We start from the raw sequence: 19,538 nt of genomic DNA on the forward strand, positions 1-19,538 counted from the left end.
ATGATCGACATCATTTCAAGCCTTCACTTCCTGGCCACCACCGCGCCGGATCCCGCGACCGAGTTTCCCACCGTCGGGAAGACGGTCATCTATGTCTCGGGGATTGTTTTCTTCCTTCTGCTGAACGCGTTCTTCGTGGCGTCGGAATTCGCCATCGTGAAAGTCCGCCCGAGCCAGATCGACGGCGAACTCAAGGAAAATCCGGTGAAGGCGGCCACGGCGTTGAAGGTGGTGAACAATCTGGACGGCTATCTTTCCGCGAACCAGTTGGGGATCACCATCGCCTCGCTCGCGCTGGGCTTCCTGGGCGAGCCCTTCGTTGCCGCGCTGGTTTCACCCCTGCTGATGCAGACGGGGATGTCGGTCTGGTGGGTGAAAGGGATTTCGTTCACGCTGGCGATCCTGTCCTTCACGTTCCTGCACGTGGTGATCGGCGAGCTGATGCCGAAATCGATCGCCATCCGTTATCCGCTCGGAACGACGATGAACCTGTCCACTCCGCTTCATGCGTTCTACAAGTCCGCGAAGTGGGGGATCGTCATTCTCCAAGGCACGGCGAACTGGCTGCTCAAGAGCCTGTTCAACATCGAGCCGATCAAGGAAGGCGAGCATACGCACTCCGCTGAAGAACTGGCCCTGCTGGTCACCCAGAGTGAGAAATCCCAGGAAGTCACCGAAACCGAGCGGGAGATCCTCATCAACGCCCTCGGCCTCAACGAGCTGTGGGTGCGTGACGTGATGACCCCGAGGAACAAGGTCGTCGTTCTCGACGCCGACCAACCGTTCGAAAAGGTTCTGGAGATCGCAATGCGCAGCAAGCACACGCGCTTTCCGCTGGTGAAAGGCCACCTGGACCACTCCATCGGCCTCATCCACATCAAGGACCTCTTCAAGCTCATCAAGGATCCGGAACCGGATCTGATGCGCATCAAGCGTGAGTTGAAAATCGTGCCGGACACCATGCCGCTCGACACGCTGCTCCAGTTCTTCCTCCGCGAGCACGCCCACCTTGCCATGGCTGTCGATGAGTTCGGCACGCCGGTCGGCATCGTTTTCCTCGACAACGTGATGGAGGAACTCGTCGGTGACATTCAGGACGAGTTCGACAACGAACGTTCTTCCTTCACGAAAATCAACGATGAGGAGTTCGTCATCGAGGGTTCCATGACCCTCAACGATCTCGCCGGCTACGTTCCCGAGATATTCCTCGAAAGCGGCGAGGTCACCACCATCGGTGGCTACCTGACGCAGCAATTGGAGCGTTTTCCCGAAGTGGGCGAGAAGGTCGAGATCCTCGGCTACGAAGCCCGCGTCACCAGCACGGACGGCCGCCGGGTCGGCCAGGTCCATTTCCGGAAGCTGGTGCCGGTGAACGAGGAAGAGGAATCCGAAGTGGCTTGATGAGAAGGAGCGCCTGTCGCCTTCGTTTCCGCGACCGGTCCGAGGGCGTGGAGTTTCCAACTGATGTTTTGAAGGTGACATCATCCCGATGGGCCTCCATGTTATCTGGCCATGGGACATGTGGCCCGGTGTTGGTGGTGGGGCTCCTTGCGATCGGATGTCTCTGGATATGGATGATTCTGAAAAACCATCCAGGCCACCTGGGTTTGACGGTTCTGTGTGGCGTCACGTTCGCAGGCGGGCTGCTCCTGGTAGGGTCCAAGCGTCCGCTGATCGCGCTCACGTTCATCGCTGTGGTGACATTCGCCACGCTGGTGCTCCCGCTCCGTTTTTTGACGGAGATGACCACATTGAGGAAATCAAGCGACATGTCCGCGGTCACGGGCATCGAATCCGCGGTGGTGAACTTCAGATACGAGTATGGTGTTCTGCCCACCGAAATGGAGCGTGTTCCACTCCAAGGCGTGGATGGCGTGAAGTTGCTGGAGATCTTGTTGGGGGACGAGAAAAGTGAAGCAGATCCGCGCAACCCCAAAGGCATCCGTTTTCTTGCCATCAAGGAGGCGAAAGGTCGGAAAGGCGGCCTGCGGGTTCGAGATGGAACCAACAGTGCCGAAAGCGTTTTGGACTCCTGGGGGCGACCCTATGTCGTGCTGATGGACGTGACAAATAAAGGCGGATTATATTTCAGGCACGGGACGAAAATCGTCGATCTTCCGGGCAAATCCGTTGCGGTTTTTTCACCTGGAAAGGACGGGATTGCTGGCAATTCGGACGATGTGAGGACATGGGGAAACTGATGGAGTTCCCCTTCGCGAGCTTCTCACTCCTCCGACAACGTCAGCAGTTCCTCGTCTTCCTCGCGATACTGCTCCAACAGGTAGCCGTCGTTCGCGTGCCAGCGAAGCCATACGGCGTCTCCCCAACTGGGGGCGGTGTCGTCCAGTTGAAAGGTGCGGTGCTGCTGCTCGGCACAGATGCGGTAGTCTCCACAGCGGACCCAGTAGCGGGTGTTCGAGCCGAAGTAGATGACATCTTCCACCGTGCCGGGCACGGAGTTGTCCCATTGGCCGTTGGATGGTTTTTCGCGGGAAATGATGAGCTTTTCCGGCCGTAGTGACAGGTGGATCCGGTCGCCGGGGCGCACGGGCTTGTCGTTGTCGATGAGCACCGTGCCGAGGCCGGGGATTTCCGCCCGGGAAAACCGTTCGCTGACGGACTCGGTCACGCGGCCTTCGAGGAAATTCGTATCACCGATGAATGCGGCGACGAAGGAGGTGCGGGGCGTTTCATAAATCTCCTTGGGATTGCCGGTCTGCTCGATCTTTCCCCGGTTCATCACCGCGATGGTGTCGGAGATGGACATCGCCTCGCCCTGATCATGGGTGACGTAGAGGAAGGTGATGCCGACCTCGTCATGGATGGCGTCCAGCTCGACAAGAAGCCGCTGGCGGAGCTTGAGGTCCAGTGCGGCGAGGGGTTCGTCCAGCAGCAGGACGCGGGGCTTGTTTGCCAGCGCGCGGGCGATGCCGACCCGCTGTTTCTGCCCGCCGGAGAGTTTCGCGGGCATCTTGTCGGCGTGGGCGGTCAGATCCACGAGTGCCAGCATGCGGTCCACTTCCCAGGTGATCTCCGCCTTGGAGCGCTTGGCGATTTTCAGTCCGAAGCCGATGTTTTCCCTCACGCTGAGGTGCGGAAAAAGCGCGTAGTTCTGGAAAACGGTGTTCACCGGGCGTTGCTCGGGAGGCAGCAGCGTGATGTCCCGGCCATCCAGCAGGACACGGCCTTCATCCGGTCGTTCGAAACCGGCGGCCATCCGCAGCAGGGTGGTTTTTCCACAGCCTGACGGGCCCAACAGGGAAAACACCTTCCCGTGTTCGATCTCCAGCGTCACCTGATCCACGGCGGTGAAACCGCCGAAGCGCTTGGTGACATTCTCAAATCTCAGGGTGCCTTGCATTTTTCCGGTAAGCGGATTTTTGCGGAAACGGGGGAAAGATCAAGCATCGGAGCGGGCAGGGGCAGTCTTGTTGTTCGTCTGCTTTTCAGCGTGACCGTGCGGGCCGGCCCGGACTATCACGTGCGCGCGTGAAATTGCTCCTCCTTCTTCTCCTGTCGTTGGTCCTCGTGTCTTGTGCGAAGCGGGTGACGCGGGATGAAGCCGTCGCCACGGCCTATCGTTACACCCAGGTGACATGGCTGCCGGAAAACAGGCATGTGAGGCATGGACCGGATTCGCAGGGAATCGTGGTGCACACTCCGGACACCTCGGTGGCGGAACATGGCGACAAACGAGGTTGGTGGAAGCCCGGAGTATGGGCGAAGGGAATGCCCTATCAATGGGGTGGCTTCGACACTCCGGAATCATTTCTCGAAAAAATCGCCGCGGGGAAAAAGGCGGGCGACATCGGAAACGCGGCGAAGAGAAAACTGGGCGACGAGGGGACCAGCACGGAATCCTGCGGTATCGATTGCTCGGGCTTCGTCTCGCGCTGCTGGAATCTGCGGCGTCCGTATTCGACCCGCGAGATGCATGAGATATGTGATCGCCTGGAATCATGGACGGATCTCCAGCCGGGGGACATCCTGTTGAACGACAAACATGTCGTGCTCTTTGTGGAATGGCTGGTGCCGGGAAAAGAAATGGTCGGCTACGAAGCCGGACCGTTTCCCGTATGGCGGGTCAGCGCCTGCGGCTTGTTCACCCATAAACTGAAAAGCCAGGGCTATGCTCCGTGGCGCTATCGGGGGATCAGGGACAAGTCCTGACCCTCACAGCCATTTCATTTTCTTGAAAATGACCAGTTGGACGCCGGCGATGACGGCCATCACCAGCATGATGGCGATGTAGCCATGCGGCAGGTAGAGCTCGGGCATGTTGAGCGGGAGCTTTTTCCCATCCGGCGTCTCGGGGGCGAAGTTCATGCCATAAACCCCCACGATGAAGGTGAGGGGAATGAAGATGGAGGTGATGACGGTGAGCACGCGCATGACCTCGTTGGTCCTCAGGCCGACGCTGGAATGGTATAACTCCATGAGCCCCGAGGTGATCTCCTTGTAACTTTCCACATGATCCATGAGCTGGACGGTGTGGTCGTAACAATCCCGGAGATAGACTTTTGTCGGGCTGGTGATGTGACCGGAGGGATCGTGAAGCAGCCCGTTCACCACATCCCGCAGCGGCCAGATGAAGCGGCGCAACTGGGTCAGGCTGCGCTTGTATTCGTGCAGCGTGATGACCATGCCGCGTGACGGCCGTTCCAGCAGGTCGTCCTCCAGTTCCTCGATGGCGGTGCCGATGTCTTCAAGAACGGGGTAGTAGTGGTCGATGATCGAATCCAGCAACGCATAGCCGAGGTAGTCCGCCTTCGCCTTACGGATGGAGCCCCTGCCCCCGCGGATCCGTTCGCGGACAGGATCGAAGACATCATATTCCCCCTCTTCCTGGACGGTGATGAGGAAATTCTTGCCGAAAAACAAACTCACCTGTTCTCCGCAGATGGTCTGCTCCCTGTTCTGATAAACCATCTGCGCGACAATGAAAACATAGTCCGGCCCCGCCTCCACTTTCGGTCGCTGACCGGTGTTCAGGACGTCCTCCAGTGCCAGCGGGTGGAGATTGAACCGCTGCCCGAGGTAGGACAGGACCTCGACATCGCCGAGACCGTCGATGTTGATCCATGTGACCTTGCGGCTGTCGAAACGGGCGGCGAGTTCGGCAAGGTCGGTGATCTCCCGCTCCTCGACGCCGTCCTTGTCATATTCGATGATCTGGACGGACGGCTTGCGGGCCTGACCGTCGACCAGATGCGGGGTGAGCGTGGCAGGTGAGGATCCCGGCGGGCCATGACGCTTGGTGAACATGTCGTGCAGCGTAGCCCATCGTGCCGCGGGATCAAGGCCGGGGCATGGGGTGACGGACACGAAGCATGAAGAGACCGGGCAGGTGGACAGATGTCTGCGAACCAGGTTTTTTTCGTGAGAGCCCGCCACATCTCCGGATTCCGGAGGAAGGCCGTAAAAACTTTAAGTTGTTATTTCCCGGATATCGCGTCTTGTGACCGGATGAGGACTGTATGTTTGCGGAAGGATCGGTTTGAGCGCTGAAATGTTTCCGGGGAAGATCGCCTTCCTGGGTGGTTATGATCCAAGGCGCTGTGGTATCGCCACGTTCACGACCGACTTGTGTGAGGCCGTGGCCACGGCTGCTCCACACTCCCACTGTTTCGCCGGAGCGTTGAACGACCGGATGGAGGGTTACAAGTATCCCCCGCGGGTGAGATTCGAGATTCTCGAAAAGGATCTCGATTCATACCGGAGGGCGGCCGACTTTCTTAATTTCAATAATGTCGAAGTGCTGTGCGTGCAGCACGAGTTCGGCATCTTCGGAGGCCCGGCGGGGAGCCATTTGCTGGCGTTGCTGAAAGAAGTCCGGATGCCCGTGGTGACGACTCTCCATACGGTGCTGGAAAATCCCGATGCCGCGCAACGGATGGTGATGGAGGAACTCCTGCGCCGTAGCGACCGGTTGGTCGTGATGGCGGAAAAGGGAGCTGATATCCTGAAGGAGACATACAATGCGCCGGATTCCAAACTGGATGTGATTCCGCACGGCATCCCGGACATCCCGTTCGCCAAGGCGGACCTTTCCAAGGCGCAGTTCGGCCTGGAGGGCAAGCTGGTGTTGCTGACCTTCGGCCTTCTGGGACCCGGCAAAGGCATCGAGCATGTCATCGAAGCGCTTCCGGAGATCGTGAAGCGCCATCCGAATGTGGTTTATGTGGTTCTTGGCGCGACGCATCCGCATCTGATGGCAAGGGAGGGGGAGAGCTATCGGCTCGGGTTGGAGCGCCTCGCGGAAGACCGGAATCTCAAGGAGCATGTCATTTTTTACAATCGGTTCGTCTCTCAGGAAGATCTGATCGAATTTATCGGGGCGACAGATATCTATCTTACTCCCTATCTGAACGAGGCGCAGATCACGTCCGGCACGCTGGCACAGGTGTTCGGAGCGGGAAAGGCGGTGGTTTCGACCCCTTACTGGCATGCGAGGGAGCTTCTGGCGGACGGGCGGGGGATGCTGGTGCCGTTCCGGAATCCTCAGGAAATCGCAAGGGGGGTCTGTGCTTATCTGGATGATCCGGAGTTGCTCGAACGCACCCGGATCCAAGCTTGGAAGGCAGGACGGAAGATGATCTGGCCCGCCGTGGCGGCCCGCTATCTGGAATCCTTCCAACACGCGCAGGAAGACAGGAAATCTCTGCCCCGTGAATCGTTTGGCGGGTGGACGCTTGGCAGCAGGCCCTACAATCTGCCTCCGCTTCGTTTGGACCACATTGTCCGCATGACCGACGGTACGGGGATTTTCCAGCACGCCACCTTCAATGTCCCCAACTTCCATGAAGGCTACTGCACCGACGACAACGCCCGCGCGTTCATTCTCTGCAATCTGTTGTCCGAACCCGGACCACTGGACGAGCTGGAGACAACCTATCTGGCATTTCTCACGGCGGCGCTGGACCACCGGACCGCGCGCTTCCGAAACTTCATGAGTCATGGACGCCAGTGGTTGGAAACATGCGGCAGCGAGGACAGCCATGCCCGGGCCTTATGGGCTTTGGGCGTGGGTTCCGGTCGCTCCGCAAATGTCGGCCACCAGCGGCTTTCGGTTTATTTGTTCGAGCTGGGGCTTCCTCCGGTGGATGATTTCGTGTCCCCACGGGCATGGGCGTTCACCTTGCTGGGAATTCATGAATATCTGTTACGCTACCCGGGCAAGGAAAAGGTTCTGGCGGCTCGTGAGACGCTCGTTCGCAAGCTTGTGACCCGTTGGAACGATTGCGCGACCGAGGATTGGCCTTGGTTTGAAAACGAGGCGACCTATGACAACGCCCGGCTATCCCAGGCATTGATTCTTTCTGGCAGGGGCATGGGTGATGAAACGGCTTATGGGATCGGAATGAAATCGCTGCGCTGGCTGGCATCGCTGCAGAAAACGCAGGCGGGCCATTTCCGACCGATCGGGAGCGACGGATTTTATACGAAAGATGGCGCGCGGGCCGACTTCGATCAACAACCGGTGGAAGCACAGGCGATGGTTTCCGCCTGTCTGGACGCCTCCCGCATCACCGGGGACGACTTTTGGAGCAACGAGGCGAAGAATGCCTTCGAGTGGTTCCTGGGCCGCAACGATCTCGGGCAGGCGCTTTACGATTCCGCGACCGGAGGATGCGGTGATGGCCTGCACGAGACCCGCGTCAATGCAAACCAAGGGGCCGAGTCATCGCTCGCATTCCAAATCGCCCTCGCGGAAATGAATCATGCCGCCCATCCCATTCCCCGTTTCCCCCAATTCCCGTCATGAGTCCGATTCCCCTGCGCCGCCACGAGACCCTGCTGCCTGACAGCGCGCGGGTCATCATCCGCCCCTTTATTCCGTCCGAGCCGCAACGCATCGACGCGGTGCTCGATCGCGCGCTGGCCCTGACCGAATCCGAGGTGAATCGCGCCTTGGACGCCATCCGGGAGGAGTTCGAGTCGCGCCACCACAACGTGGAGGATGTGCTGCTGCATCACCATGCGAAGGTGAAACACCGCATCGCCGGCCCGATGCTTTCCCGGGAGCGCGAACTTCTGATAGGCGCGTTGTTCTCGGGAGAGTATGCCCTGGAGTCGGCGGCGTTGTTCAATCCCTCCATCGTGCCGCATCCGGACCAAAGAGGAGTTCCGGATGGCGGACTGCGGTTCATCATGAGCCTGCGCGCCACCGGGGAGGGGCACATCTCATCGATCGAATTCCGCTCCGGAGAAATCGCGATGGATGGAAGCATCGCTTTTGATCCGGTGTCGCGCTATGTGACTTTGCCGGACATCGAACCGAATCCGAGCTACAGGAAGAAAAATTTCATCCTCAAGTTCCATGAGATGGGATTCGACAACGGCTTCGCGGACGCGGTGATGGATTCCTTGGAAGAGGAGTTCACCCGCAGCGCTCTGAACCGGAGCGTGGGCGTGGTCCTCCGTGATAACAATCCGGACAGTCACGAACTCCGGCGGACGCTGGACTGCATCCAGTGGCTGGCGGACTCGAATTATGAGCTGCGCTTCGCCCCGGAACTGAGTGTGAGCGAGCGGATTATTTTCCCGGTCTCTCCCAACGAGAGCAACGGCATCGAGGACGCGCGTTTCGTATGCTTCGCCGAGGACGATGGTTCGAAGGTGTATTATGCCACTTACACGGCTTACAACGGGAAATCCATTCTGCCGCAGTTGATCGAAACAAGGGATTTCCTGCATTTCAGGATTCTCACCCTGAATGGCAGCGCGGTTCAGAACAAAGGCATGGCGCTGTTCCCCCGCCGCATCGGGGGACGCTACGCGATGCTCTCACGCCAGGACGATGAGAATCTGCTGATCATGTTCTCGGACAATCCGCATTACTGGAGCGATCCTCAGATACTCATGCGGCCGACGGAGGTATGGGAGTCGGTGAAAATAGGAAACTGTGGATCACCCATCGAAACGGAAGCCGGCTGGCTTGTCATCACCCATGGAGTCGGTCCGATGCGGAAATACTGCATTGGAGCGGTGCTGCTGGACCTGCACGATCCCACCATAATCCTCGGCCGCCTGCGCGAACCACTGCTGTCTCCGGTCGGTAGCGAGCGGGAAGGTTATGTCCCGAACGTGGTTTACAGTTGTGGATCCCTGGTCCATGGCGGCAAGCTCATCCTCTCCTATGCGATGAGCGACAAATTCACCTCCATCGCCAGTGTGGACCTGTCTCTGCTATTGGCGGCCCTCACGAACGAGCCGGGAGATGTGGAGAACCGCATTTGAGGCAGAGCCCGAAAAAGACGGGTAATTTTTCCCATCACAAAACCCGCAAAACCGGAAAATGCGGTTTGTTTGCCTGTGATCGAGTGGCGGTGCGGGCGAGCACACTTTACGAACATCATTCGGGATTAATCTGGTTTTGGGCCTGCCGTATTACCAGCACAATCTCGCTCCTTTCGTCGCGGAGCCGTTCCACTTCTCGCTGAAATCCACGATGCAAAGCGGGCTGCCGGAGGTGACCACGCAGCAGGATCACGAGACGGCCCGGCATCCCATCTGGAGAGTCTTTGACTGGCAGCGGCGTCTGGATGAAGACAAGGCCTTGACCAAAGTGCAAATTGGTGAACAAGAGGGCCTTAGCAAAGCGAGAATGACACAGATGTTCAGCCTGCTGCATCTTCCCAAGGACGCACAGAACTACCTCGCGAATCTCACCGCCCCAGCGCTCATCAGGGCTTTCAGCGTCCGCCAGTTGATGGGCGTCGCCAAGACTCCCGCCCCCGAACGGGCGGAGGCGTTCCAACTGATGCGGGCGGATTGCGAGCGGCATGGGTTGAGCAACTGAAGTGAATCGTTCCACGGCGGGCCGTGCGGGCGGGATCATTGGCCGGAGTCTCCGGCCTGCCCGTCTCGCACGTTGCGTTTCATGCGTTTCAGAACCGAATGAATCTAGGCATTAAAATGTGTGGCCTACTTCGTCCTCAGAGCATCCCTATTGGAGATTGCTGGTGACTGTCGACAGATGGTTTAGGCAGAAGCTGCCGACAGCGAAGCAGTTGGCTGATGTGGTGCGGGACGGATTCTCGTAAGTGCCTGCGGGTCATCGGGACAAGCCTTTGCCCAACCTGATTGCAGGTTGCCGTAAGGGACAATCCTCGGTATTTTTGCCGCGATGGAGGTTCCACCACGCACGTCCGCCGAAGAACACCGGAACTACTTTCCGGGGAAGATGATTCACCTGGGGGAAGGCCCTGCGTGGCAGGACATCCTTGTGGAGATCCACCACCGGAATCCCGTGGAGCAAACCTTGCTCATCCCTGCGGTCGCGGAGCCGCAGTTGATTTGGCAGATTTCCGGCCACCTCCCCTGCTCGGATAGGGACTTGGGAGGGAAATGGAATACTCATGAAGTGAAGCCGGGAGACTTGTTTCTGACTGCTTCGTCGGAGCCGTATGAGTTGAAATGGAAAGCCATTTCCAAAGACCCGAGCGTCGTCATGCACGCGACTATCGGCTTTCCTCTTTTGGCTCGGGCCGCGAAGGAGCTTGACGGGCCGGGTGGCAAAATTCCCCGGTTGAAGGAGTTCAATACCATCCGGGATTCCACCATCATTTCATTTCTGGAAATGCTGCGCCGGGAGCTTTCCGAGCAAAAAACGGCCAGCCCATCCTTTGTGCAAGGGATCGCTCAAAGTCTGGCGACGCACCTCGTCCGAACTTACCGCGATGATGAAAACCCGAGTCCGCATCGTTCCAGCGCGCTTCCCGCGTTTCAACTGCACCGGGTTTTGAAGTTGATGGACGCTTGTCTCGATGAAGGCATCAACGTCGGCAAATTGGCGACGGCGGTCCAGATGAGCGAAGCGCATTTTTCCCGACTCTTCAAAGGGAACACCGGCTTTTCTCCTTCCCGGTATTTCATCCGTCTGCGGGTGTCGAAAGCACAGGAGCTTCTGCGCGGGACAACGAAGCCCATCATCGAGGTCGGCATGGATGTCGGCTACACCAGCCCGAGCCATTTCGCCCATGTGTTCCGCAAGGAAACGGGGCTCAGTCCCCATGAGTATCGGGAGAGAACGATGGGCGATGTGCCCACGGAAGATTTCAGCAGAATCGCGACAGGGTGAGCAGGATCACGCGAGCGGCTGGAGGCGGCTTGGAGTATGTTGGAGCGATGAAAAAATTCATTCTTCCAATTCTTATGGCAACTTCATTCTCCGCCATCGCGCAAACCAATGACGGCTGGGACAAGACCTTCCCCAAGAACGAAAAGGTCGATCACCGGAAAGTCTCTTTCAAGAACCGCTACGGCATCACTCTGGCCGCAGACCTGTATCAGCCGAAAGATCGCGGCGACAAACGCTTGGCGGGGATTGCCGTCGGCGGTCCCTTCGGGGCGGTGAAGGAGCAGTCGTCGGGCCTGTATGCACAGACGATGGCGGAACGCGGATTCGTCACCCTCGCTTTCGATCCTTCCTACACCGGGGAAAGTGGTGGCGAGCCGCGCAATGTCGCATCGCCGGACATCAATACCGAGGATTTCAGTGCCGCGGTGGATTTTCTCGGCCTGCAACCTTCCGTGGACCGTGAGCGCATCGGCATCATCGGCATTTGCGGCTGGGGTGGCATGGCGCTGAACGCCACCGCCGTGGACAAACGCATCAAAGCCGTCGCGACCAGCACCATGTATGACATGACGCGGGTGATGTCCAAAGGCTACAACGACAGCGTGACCAAGGAAGAACGCACCAAAACGCTGGAGCAACTGAGCCAGCAGCGGTGGAAGGATGCGGAAAGCGGCACTCCCGCTCTCCAGCCGCCCTATAACGTGCTGAAGGGCGGCGAGGCGCAGTTTCTAGTCGATTACGCCGACTACTACATGAAGCCACGCGGCTATCATGTGCGGGCGGTCAACTCAGGCAACGCTTGGACGCAGACCACGCCGCTGTCCTTCATGAACATGCCTCTCCTGACCTACATCAAGGAAATCTCGCCGCGCCCCATTCTCCTGATTCATGGCGAAAAAGCCCACTCCCGTTACTTCAGCGAAACCGCCTACGAGGCTGCGGAGGAGCCGAAGGAACTACTGATTATTCCGGGGGCCAGCCATGTTGATCTCTACGACGACCAGAAGAAGCTGATTCCCTTCGACAAACTCACCTCGTTCTTCAACGAAAATCTGAAGTGATTACCTCGTCACAAACTTCCGTAAAATGAAGCAAACGGCCGATATTTTCGAGCGCCTTCGGAATGGTGAAACCATTCCTTTCGATGACCCCGAATACCACCAACTTCGGGATGCCGCGTTCGCCACAAAGAAACTGCTCCTGCGGTTGAACCAATCCGCCGATCCAGAGGAAATGCGCTCCTTGCTGAGCCAGATCACAGGCACGGAAATCAACGAAAGCAGCGCGATCTTTCCTCCTTTCCACATCAATTACGGGAAGCACACGAACATCGGAAAAAACGTCTTCATCAACTTCGACTGCGTTTTTCTGGATCTCGGAGGGATCACCATTGAGGACCGGGTTTTCATCGCCCCAAAAGTCAGCCTGCTCACCGAAGGGCATCCCGTTTCCCCGGAGGACAGGCACTCGCTCACCGTGGCTCCCATTCACATCAAGCGAAACGCTTGGATCGGCGCCAATGCCACCATCATGCAGGGCGTGACCATCGGGGAGAACGCCATCGTGGCGGCTGGCGCGGTCGTCACCAGAAACGTTCCTGACAACACCATTGTGGGCGGAATCCCCGCCAAGATCATCAAAGCCATATCATGAAACATTCCACAATCACCATGCTTTCGGCGGTGCTCCTGATCGCGGGCGGCGCCTCATCCTGCAAGGGTGAACCTGCGGTTGCCGGTGGGACCACCGCTCAGAGCGAAACAACCCAAGGCGAAAATGCCAGGAAGGAAAATCGGATGAAAATCACCGTCGGACAAAAGACCTTTACCGCGACACTCGGAGACAATGCAACGGTAACGGCGTTCAAGGCGATGTTGCCGCTCACGCTGGACATGAGTGACTTCAACAGTAACGAAAAAGTCATCCGCTTGCCGAACAGGCTGCCCACCAATGACTCCAACCCACGGCGCATCGAGGTTGGCGACTTGATGATCTGGAGTTCCAACAGCCTGGTGCTTTTCTACAGGAGCTTTCCGACCAATTACAGCTACACCAAATTGGGACGCATCGACAACCCCGAAGGACTTGTCGCTGCTTCCGGGTCGGGAAACGTGACGATCAGTTTTGAACTGGAATAAGCCGTTTGCAATAGCCCGGATACCGACTCCAATAGAACGCCCGGAGGAGTTTGGAGGTAAGGCTCCTACGACCAAGCAGCTTGCGGATACAGTGCCCCCCCGACCAAATCGAACTGATCGGCAAGCCTTTGTTGATGATGGTCGGAAGCAAGGCCGACACTTTGTATATGACCGAAGACGCCTTCGGCAAGGCGACCGGCACGAAGGACAAGGAATTCTTCAAGATCGAAGGTGCCTCGCATATCGAAACCTACCGGGTTCCCAAATATGTGGACGTGGCGTTAGAAAAGCTGGCCCGTTTTACGCAAGAACCCTTCAATGACTGGCGCTAGTGGATGGGATTTTGAGTATCACCTCGCAGCAACCGTCATCGCAGATCTAGAGCAACACTGGACAGCCTACAGTCCAATCGATTCTGCTCCTATTCGGGAGCAAAGTGGCGGAACGGGAGGGATTCGAACCCTCGGTACGGTTACCCGTACGTTCCCTTAGCAAGGGAGTGCTTTCGACCACTCAGCCACCGTTCCGTGTCACAGGTCGAGAGGTTTGAAACATAGGGAGACGGGCGCGTCAACCTTTGGAAGTGAGAAACCTCTCGGAAAGTGAAAATTCTTTGTATCAGTCTTGTTCGGGCTTCTTCTCCGAGGTTTCGGGTTCGGAAGAAGGGGCTTCTTCCGATGCCGCCGCGGTCTCTTCAGGAGCTGTCGCTTCCTCGTCGGCAGCCTCGTGTTCCTCTACGGGAGCGGAGGTTTCCTCAGTCGGTGTGGCAGTTTTGTCCACAGCACCGTCGGCTTCTTCCGAAGGGGCGGAGCCTTCCTCGGATGCGGTGATGTCTTCCGGAGGCGTGGAGGTGTCTTCCGCTGGTGTGGCGGGCTCTTCCGTGGTTGCTGTGTCGGCTGTGACCGGAGCTTCTTCAGTTCCGGTGGCTGGTGCCGTGGATTCTCCCGCAGCAGTGGAGGAGTCTTCGGTTTGGGCGACTGGTTGCTGGGTTCCGGCGGTGTCGCTTTCTGAAATGGATTCTTCTGCCACGGTGGTTTCAGCGGAGCTTTCGAAGGCTTCGGTTTCCGTTGATGCGTCGCTTGTGGCTTCGGTCGCGATTGCCTCCGCACCAGCCTCACCTTCAACCTTGGCCTTCTTTTTCTTTTTCTTCTTCTTGGCCTTTTTCCCTTCGCCTCCGGCTTCCGGAGCTGGGGCGGCTTCACGAGCTTCCTGCACGACGAGCGTATCATCGGTGTAGAGAAGGATGTGGCCTTGGTGGAGGAGCCAGAAGAGATCCGCGGCGTAGTCGGCGGGTGGGGCGGTGCTGCCTTCGGGGAGCACTGCTTTCCACAGGCCTTCGAGCTTGGCAGGACCATTTTCACGAATCCACGCGACCATGATGCCCGGGCGTTCGGCGAGAACCGCGTTCGCTGGCAGCGGATGCGGACGGGCGGGGCCGGTGTGGAGCTTGCCTTGGCGTTTGAAGACGGGAAGGTGTTCGGCCTCAACCGCGCGGCAGACGGCGGGGATGAGGATCGCCGGATGCTTGCGGGCATGGGTGCCCGCGATTTTCAGCGAGGTGAGCAGGGAAGGGGAGAGGTTTTTCGCCGGGATGGCCCCGGAGACATCCGCGAGGCGGGTTTCCTCATAGGCTTTGTCGAAACAACGCTCCGCCACGGCGCGTTCGGCGGCGGCACGGTCGTCGATCCACGCGTCGTCCCCCTCGCCCTTGATGCGCCAGCGGGTCTTCTTTTTCATGGTCTCCAGCCAGGCGTTCACGGCTTCCTCTCCGCGCTCGGTACGTACCTTCGCCGCATAGAGTTCGAACGGCATTCTTGCGAAGCGCTCGCGGTGGAGGCGGCGGAGATTCGTCTGGTAGGAGTGGAAGTTCACGGGGCCCAGCCATTCTCCGGAGATGCCGCAGCGGGCGATGGCCTGGAAGTTTCCAGTCGGAGGATCGACCTCGATGGTTTCTTCCTCGATGAGTTCGTTACGCAGTTCCGAGTTCCAGAGGTGGCGGATGGCTTCCTCACGGGTGAGGAATACGGATTCCTCAAGCTTGCCACGCAGGAGCGGGGCGTGCGGTGCGGGAGCTTCGAAAATGGCGCGGACGCGGGATTTTTCCGCAAGCAGGATTTTCGCAACATCGAAAAGCGGATAGACGCGGGCGACCTGGTGGACTTCCTTGCCGATGAGGTGGACGGCCTGCGCGTCCGGAGACACCGTCACGCGCACACCCTCCGCAGGCGGCGCTTCCTGATTCTGGGGTGGACCATTCCTGCGATCCTCGTAGCTGCCACGGCCATCGCGGCTCTGGAACGGGCGGCGTTCCCTGCCTTCGCGCGAGCCTGCGCCACGTGGTCCGCGATCACGATCATCACGACGCGGCGGCCGTTCGTCACCGCCGGAAAATTCCTTGGGTTTGCGAGTCTCGGTCTTGTCGTCTGCGGCGCGCGCCCACGCGGGTCCGAGGGCAAAGCTGGACAGGAGGCTGCTCAATGGATCGGTATCGGAATCGCTCACAGCGCGGAGTCTAGAGACAGTTTTCGGAAATGACAAACTCCGCTTACAGCAAATTTCGATTGATTTTCAGTTGGGAAAAACCGTGCGATCCGCTATCTTGTCTGAATGAGAGGCGCGGACACCATGCCAGGGTTCATCCGACGCACCGGAAGTATTTGGAAACGGCGATCCACCGCCTTCAAGGTGGCGATGATGGCGGGGGAGCCTGGCGTCAGGGCTGCTTCAGCAGATGCAGGATTCTTACCGTCGCGCCTTGGTGGCGGGTGAGGAGCTTCTCCGCGGCTTGGGTCATGTCTTTTGCTTTAGCGGGATCAAGTGCCGCGGAAATGGACTCCGCGAGTTCTTCCGAATCTTGGACGCAGATGCAGCCGCCTGTGGAGATGAGGTGGCTGGCGAGAGGCTGGAAGTTTTCCATGTGCGGACCGAAAATGACCGGAATGTGGGCCAGAATGGCTTCGGCGGGATTTTGTCCACCGATGGAGAGGAAACTTTTTCCGATGACAACGGCATCGGCATGGGCGGTCCAATCGCGGAGTTCTCCAGTGGTATCGATGACGAGGCAGGCGTTGTCGGGAAAGCCGCTTCCTACTTCCGACTCCGGAACACCGCCTGATGTCGGGAGGTGGTTTGGAGGAAGGGTCGAGCGGAGGACGATGTGGAATCCGGCTCGTTCGAGGTCCGCCGTCACCTCCGCCCGACGCTCGGCATGGCGTGGGACGAGGACGGGGAGGGCTCGGATATCCGCCTCGCGGATGGCGGAGGCGATGAGCGAGTCCTCACCGGGGTGGGTGCTTGCCGCGAGAACGACAGAACGGTTTTTTCCGAAGGAATCGAGGATGTGCTGGAACTCAGGGCGGCGTGCCGGCCGTGATCCGCTGCCGGGATCGAATTTCAGGCTGCCGGTGCGGTGGATGTTTTCGGGAGCGAGGCCCAGGGTTTGCCAGATGGCGGCGTCTTCCGATTGCTGGGTGGCGACGGTGTCCAGCAGACTGTAGGTGGGTCTCAGCCACGCGGCGAATTTCGAGAACCGGCGTGCGGAGCGGGGCGACATGCGGGCATTCACCAACCGCACTGGAATTCCCCGTTTCTTACATTCTTGCAGCAGGTGCGGCCAGACTTCTCCCTCCACCAGAACGATCTGGGATGGCTCGAAGCGGTTCAGGTAGGAGCGCACCATCCAACGGAAATCCAGCGGCGAGTAGGTGACGCGGAGGCCCGGGATGTCCGCCCCGGTGGCCACGGCGTGTCCGGTGGCGGTGCCGGTGGCGAGGACGAAGCGGCGGTCGGGTTCCGCCAGCAGCCACTCGCGGATGAGCTTCAGAGCGAGCAGGGACTCGCCCACGCTGACCGCGTGGAAATGCACCGTGCCGCAGGGTTCTTCCTCAAGCGGGGTGGTGTAAACCGCCGCACGCTCGCCCAGGCGCGTGCCGAAGCCGCCGCGCCGCAGCATCTTCACCACCCAGCCGGGAAACGCGGCGAGGAACAGCAGCGGCAGGATGAGCCGGTAGAGGGTGAGGGCGAAAAGCTGGCGCATGGATGGAGTGCCGGGTGATCAGTGAAGGAGATCGGTTTTTATCGGAGTCATTCCGGACAAGGTATTTGAAGCGGGTTGCGATTCACTCCGGCTCTCCCTCGGGGAAAATCTCCGCGATGGAGGACTCCTCTTTTTCATCCATCCAACGTTCCAGCGCGGCTTGCAGCGGGGCGAGGACTTCCGGGCGGCTGGTTGCGATGTCGGTTTCTCCATAGGGATCACGCTTCATCTGGAAAAGGGCGAAGTGGCGGGTGCCTTGGGCGGTGGGGGTGCAGACGATCTTCCAGTAGCGGGTCTTGAGGCAGCGTTGTTTGGCGGCGACGAGCGGTGCGATGTATTCCGGTTTTACGACGAATTGATAGTTGTAGCCGGGGTCGATGAAGGTGAGTTCGTCCATGGGCGGGAGTTTGGGGCGTTCCACACCGGGCACGGTGAACTGGATGAACGGGAAACCGGTCTCGCCGTAGAACGGGCGGTGGACGGGCGTTTCGGTCTGGCGGATCCAGTTGGCGAAGCTTTTTCCCTGCCAGCTCGGAGCCGCGGGCTGGTCGAGGAAATCGGCCAGCGTGGGGATGACGTCGATGAGGCGCACCGTTTCCGAAATCACCTGGGGCTTCGCTCCGGGGACATGGACGATCATGGGAACGTGGTTGGCCTGGAGGCCGCCATTGAAGGTCAGGCCGTGGCCGAGAGTAACTCCGGGTTCGTATTGGTCGTCGCCATGGTCCGAGGTGACGATGACGATGGTGTTGTCTTCGAGCCCGTTCGCTTTGAGAGAGTTGAGTATTTTTGCGACGCAATCGTCGAACTGGCGGGTGCAGCCGTCGTAGAGCGCCCGGATCTGTTTCATCTCCTTCGGCGGCAGGGCCTTCCACTTGGATTCGAGGTCGGTTCCGCCGATGAAGGAGTCGATGTCGAAGGCCACGCCGTTGCGGTTGGGACCCTGGTAATCCGGATCGGAAAACATGCTGCGGTAGGGTTCCGGACTGCGGTAGGGGAGGTGGTTGCAGGAGTAGAAGACGTGCCAGAAAAAGGGTTTTTGCTCGCGCGCGACGGTGGAGAGGCGTTTTTCAACACGATCGGTCACAACCTCCGGGGTGACGAACTGGGCGAAGGCCTGGAGTTGGGGGAAAATCCTGTAGCCGAGCGCGTTGTCGAAGTAGAGCGGGACGACAAAGTGCGCCATCACGACGGCCTGGCTCATGTAGATCTTGAAATTGTCGAAGGTGGAAACGGAAAGGTGCTCCATCCCGAGGGGAACCACTTCGTAGTAGCCCGCGCACCAGTCGCCGATGGCGGCGGTGTCGTAGCCGCGCCTGCCCAGCAGCAGGGGCAGGGTCTCGATGCGTTTGTTCGCCTGCGCGACCGTCTCACGGTTCGGATACATCTGGCGGATGCCATGGCTCTGCGGATACTGCGAGGACATGAGCTGTGTGCCGGACTCCATGGTGGAGGCGATGCCGGTGTAGCAGTTTTCAAAACGCGTCGAGCGTGCGGCGAGTGCGTCAATGGTGGGGGAGACTCCGGCTTTCGCCAGACCGTCGTTGCGGGCGGGGACGTAGCCGGAGGCGCCGATCGCGTCACCACGGAGGGAATCCGAGCCGATGATGATGACATTCATCGGACGCCCGTTGGCGGTGGTTTTCGGGGCCGGTCCGCCCGAGGTCCTCAAGTAACCGAATGCGGCGGTCAGAATGAGGGCGGTGCAGGCCGCCGCAGCGGCGATTTTGCCAAGCCGACCGCGAAGGCGGATCTGCCAGATGAGGACATACAGGAGAATCGCGCAAGGAAGCAGCGTGAACAGCACGAACAGGCTGCCGGGTTTCACCGCCGCCGGGATGAGATTGAGAATCTGGTAATACCATTGGCCGAACTCCGCCTCACTGAGGAAATAAGGCCGGGTGTCCACCAGGCGGAGAGTGAAATATCCGTGGAGCAGGGTGGTGAGGGCGATGGCCCGCAGTACGACGGCACTCCGCGAACGGTATTTCGAGCGTCCCGTCCATAGCGAGACGAACGGCTGGAGGACGAAAGCGGCGGCCGCGGCGAGCACGCCGTAGGCGATGAGCATCTGCGCGTTCTGTTGCACGAGAAAGCCCATGTATTGGTCCTTCGCGAGGGCGCTGAACTTGTTTTCCATCTCTCCCGACGAATGGGTGAGCCGCCACAGCGAGACCGCGTATTGGAAGGCGAGGAAAATGGAAGCACCACCGAGGACGGGAAGAAACCCTGCGGCGGGGGATGGAGGCTTGGAGGTGGAAGGGTGCAAGCAGGGAGACTT

General features: G+C 59.2%; 15 protein-coding genes, 1 tRNA gene and 1 pseudogene. 11 read left to right on the forward strand and 6 right to left on the reverse strand.

Annotation, left to right across the window (positions count from 1 at the left end):
• Positions 1–1,401 (forward strand): hemolysin family protein, encoded by a 1,401-nt coding sequence (locus JIN84_RS15090; RefSeq protein ID WP_200351873.1) that lies wholly within the window; start codon positions 1–3, stop codon positions 1,399–1,401.
• 206 nt (positions 1,402–1,607) lie between these two features.
• Positions 1,608–2,201 (forward strand): hypothetical protein, encoded by a 594-nt coding sequence (locus JIN84_RS15095; RefSeq protein ID WP_200351874.1) that lies wholly within the window; start codon positions 1,608–1,610, stop codon positions 2,199–2,201.
• 23 nt (positions 2,202–2,224) lie between these two features.
• Here JIN84_RS15095 and JIN84_RS15100 read toward each other — a convergent pair whose 3' ends face one another.
• Positions 2,225–3,361 (reverse strand): ABC transporter ATP-binding protein, encoded by a 1,137-nt coding sequence (locus JIN84_RS15100; RefSeq protein WP_200351875.1) that lies wholly within the window; start codon positions 3,359–3,361, stop codon positions 2,225–2,227.
• 128 nt (positions 3,362–3,489) lie between these two features.
• Here JIN84_RS15100 and JIN84_RS15105 point away from each other — a divergent pair, with 128 nt between their 5' ends.
• A complete protein-coding gene (locus JIN84_RS15105) occupies positions 3,490–4,170 on the forward strand; it encodes an NlpC/P60 family protein (protein ID WP_200351876.1) in 681 nt (226 codons plus the stop codon).
• A gap of 3 nt (positions 4,171–4,173) precedes the next feature.
• On the opposite strand, the gene corA is transcribed toward JIN84_RS15105, so the two are convergent.
• Complete coding sequence (gene corA / locus JIN84_RS15110; RefSeq protein ID WP_200351877.1) at positions 4,174–5,325, reverse strand: magnesium/cobalt transporter CorA; 1,152 nt, start codon at positions 5,323–5,325, stop codon at positions 4,174–4,176.
• Positions 5,326–5,509: 184 nt separating this feature from the next.
• Here corA and JIN84_RS15115 point away from each other — a divergent pair, with 184 nt between their 5' ends.
• From JIN84_RS15115 to JIN84_RS15150, 8 genes and pseudogenes are all read left to right on the forward strand, one after another.
• On the forward strand, positions 5,510–7,765 hold the full coding sequence (locus JIN84_RS15115; RefSeq protein WP_200351878.1) for a glycosyltransferase: 2,256 nt from the start codon (positions 5,510–5,512) through the stop codon (positions 7,763–7,765).
• The gene (locus JIN84_RS15120; RefSeq protein ID WP_200351879.1) at positions 7,762–9,240 is read left to right on the forward strand and encodes a glycoside hydrolase family 130 protein; all 1,479 of its coding nucleotides are present in this window, start codon (positions 7,762–7,764) and stop codon (positions 9,238–9,240) included. Before JIN84_RS15115 ends, JIN84_RS15120 begins: the two co-directional genes overlap by 4 nt.
• Positions 9,241–9,376: 136 nt before the next feature.
• Entirely contained in the window at positions 9,377–9,802 is a 426-nt protein-coding gene (locus JIN84_RS15125) for a hypothetical protein (RefSeq protein ID WP_200351880.1), read from the forward strand.
• 780 nt (positions 9,803–10,582) lie between these two features.
• Complete coding sequence (locus JIN84_RS15130) at positions 10,583–11,083, forward strand: helix-turn-helix domain-containing protein (RefSeq protein WP_200351881.1); 501 nt, start codon at positions 10,583–10,585, stop codon at positions 11,081–11,083.
• A gap of 74 nt (positions 11,084–11,157) precedes the next feature.
• The gene (locus tag JIN84_RS15135; protein WP_234043477.1) at positions 11,158–12,144 is read left to right on the forward strand and encodes an alpha/beta hydrolase; all 987 of its coding nucleotides are present in this window, start codon (positions 11,158–11,160) and stop codon (positions 12,142–12,144) included.
• Between the two features lie 25 nt (positions 12,145–12,169).
• Positions 12,170–12,736, forward strand: coding sequence for a sugar O-acetyltransferase (locus JIN84_RS15140; RefSeq protein ID WP_200351883.1), 567 nt, complete (start codon positions 12,170–12,172; stop codon positions 12,734–12,736).
• 17 nt (positions 12,737–12,753) lie between these two features.
• Positions 12,754–13,221, forward strand: a complete 468-nt coding sequence (locus tag JIN84_RS15145; RefSeq protein ID WP_200351884.1) for a cyclophilin-like fold protein — start codon at positions 12,754–12,756, stop codon at positions 13,219–13,221.
• Between the two features lie 101 nt (positions 13,222–13,322).
• Positions 13,323–13,543 (forward strand): annotated as a pseudogene (locus JIN84_RS15150) (alpha/beta hydrolase); the annotation flags it as partial.
• A gap of 115 nt (positions 13,544–13,658) precedes the next feature.
• On the opposite strand, the gene JIN84_RS15155 reads toward JIN84_RS15150, so the two are convergent.
• The 4 genes from JIN84_RS15155 to JIN84_RS15170 all read right to left on the reverse strand — a co-directional run bounded on the left by JIN84_RS15155 (position 13,659) and on the right by JIN84_RS15170 (position 19,526).
• Positions 13,659–13,748, reverse strand: a tRNA-Ser gene (locus JIN84_RS15155).
• 91 nt (positions 13,749–13,839) lie between these two features.
• Positions 13,840–15,723, reverse strand: a complete 1,884-nt coding sequence (locus JIN84_RS15160; protein WP_200351886.1) for a hypothetical protein — start codon at positions 15,721–15,723, stop codon at positions 13,840–13,842.
• A gap of 211 nt (positions 15,724–15,934) precedes the next feature.
• The gene (locus JIN84_RS15165) at positions 15,935–17,257 is read right to left on the reverse strand and encodes a 3-deoxy-D-manno-octulosonic acid transferase (RefSeq protein ID WP_200351887.1); all 1,323 of its coding nucleotides are present in this window, start codon (positions 17,255–17,257) and stop codon (positions 15,935–15,937) included.
• 82 nt (positions 17,258–17,339) lie between these two features.
• Entirely contained in the window at positions 17,340–19,526 is a 2,187-nt protein-coding gene (locus JIN84_RS15170) for a sulfatase family protein (protein WP_200351888.1), read from the reverse strand.
• Positions 19,527–19,538: the final 12 nt, after the last annotated feature.

The organism is Luteolibacter yonseiensis (assembly GCF_016595465.1).
GTDB lineage: Bacteria > Verrucomicrobiota > Verrucomicrobiia > Verrucomicrobiales > Akkermansiaceae > Luteolibacter > Luteolibacter yonseiensis.

What these genes read in the sequence shown, in the direction of transcription:
- JIN84_RS15140 (WP_200351883.1), top strand. Translation starts at nt 12,170, where the DNA reads ATGAAGCAAACGGCCGATATTTTCGAGCGCCTTCGGAATGGTGAAACC.
- JIN84_RS15165 (WP_200351887.1), bottom strand. Translation starts at nt 17,257, where the DNA reads ATGCGCCAGCTTTTCGCCCTCACCCTCTACCGGCTCATCCTGCCGCTG.
- JIN84_RS15115 (WP_200351878.1), top strand. Translation starts at nt 5,510, where the DNA reads ATGTTTCCGGGGAAGATCGCCTTCCTGGGTGGTTATGATCCAAGGCGC.
- JIN84_RS15145 (WP_200351884.1), top strand. Translation starts at nt 12,754, where the DNA reads ATGCTTTCGGCGGTGCTCCTGATCGCGGGCGGCGCCTCATCCTGCAAG.
- JIN84_RS15120 (WP_200351879.1), top strand. Translation starts at nt 7,762, where the DNA reads ATGAGTCCGATTCCCCTGCGCCGCCACGAGACCCTGCTGCCTGACAGC.
- JIN84_RS15135 (WP_234043477.1), top strand. Translation starts at nt 11,158, where the DNA reads ATGGCAACTTCATTCTCCGCCATCGCGCAAACCAATGACGGCTGGGAC.
- JIN84_RS15100 (WP_200351875.1), bottom strand. Translation starts at nt 3,361, where the DNA reads ATGCAAGGCACCCTGAGATTTGAGAATGTCACCAAGCGCTTCGGCGGT.
- JIN84_RS15090 (WP_200351873.1), top strand. Translation starts at nt 1, where the DNA reads ATGATCGACATCATTTCAAGCCTTCACTTCCTGGCCACCACCGCGCCG.
- JIN84_RS15130 (WP_200351881.1), top strand. Translation starts at nt 10,583, where the DNA reads ATGCTGCGCCGGGAGCTTTCCGAGCAAAAAACGGCCAGCCCATCCTTT.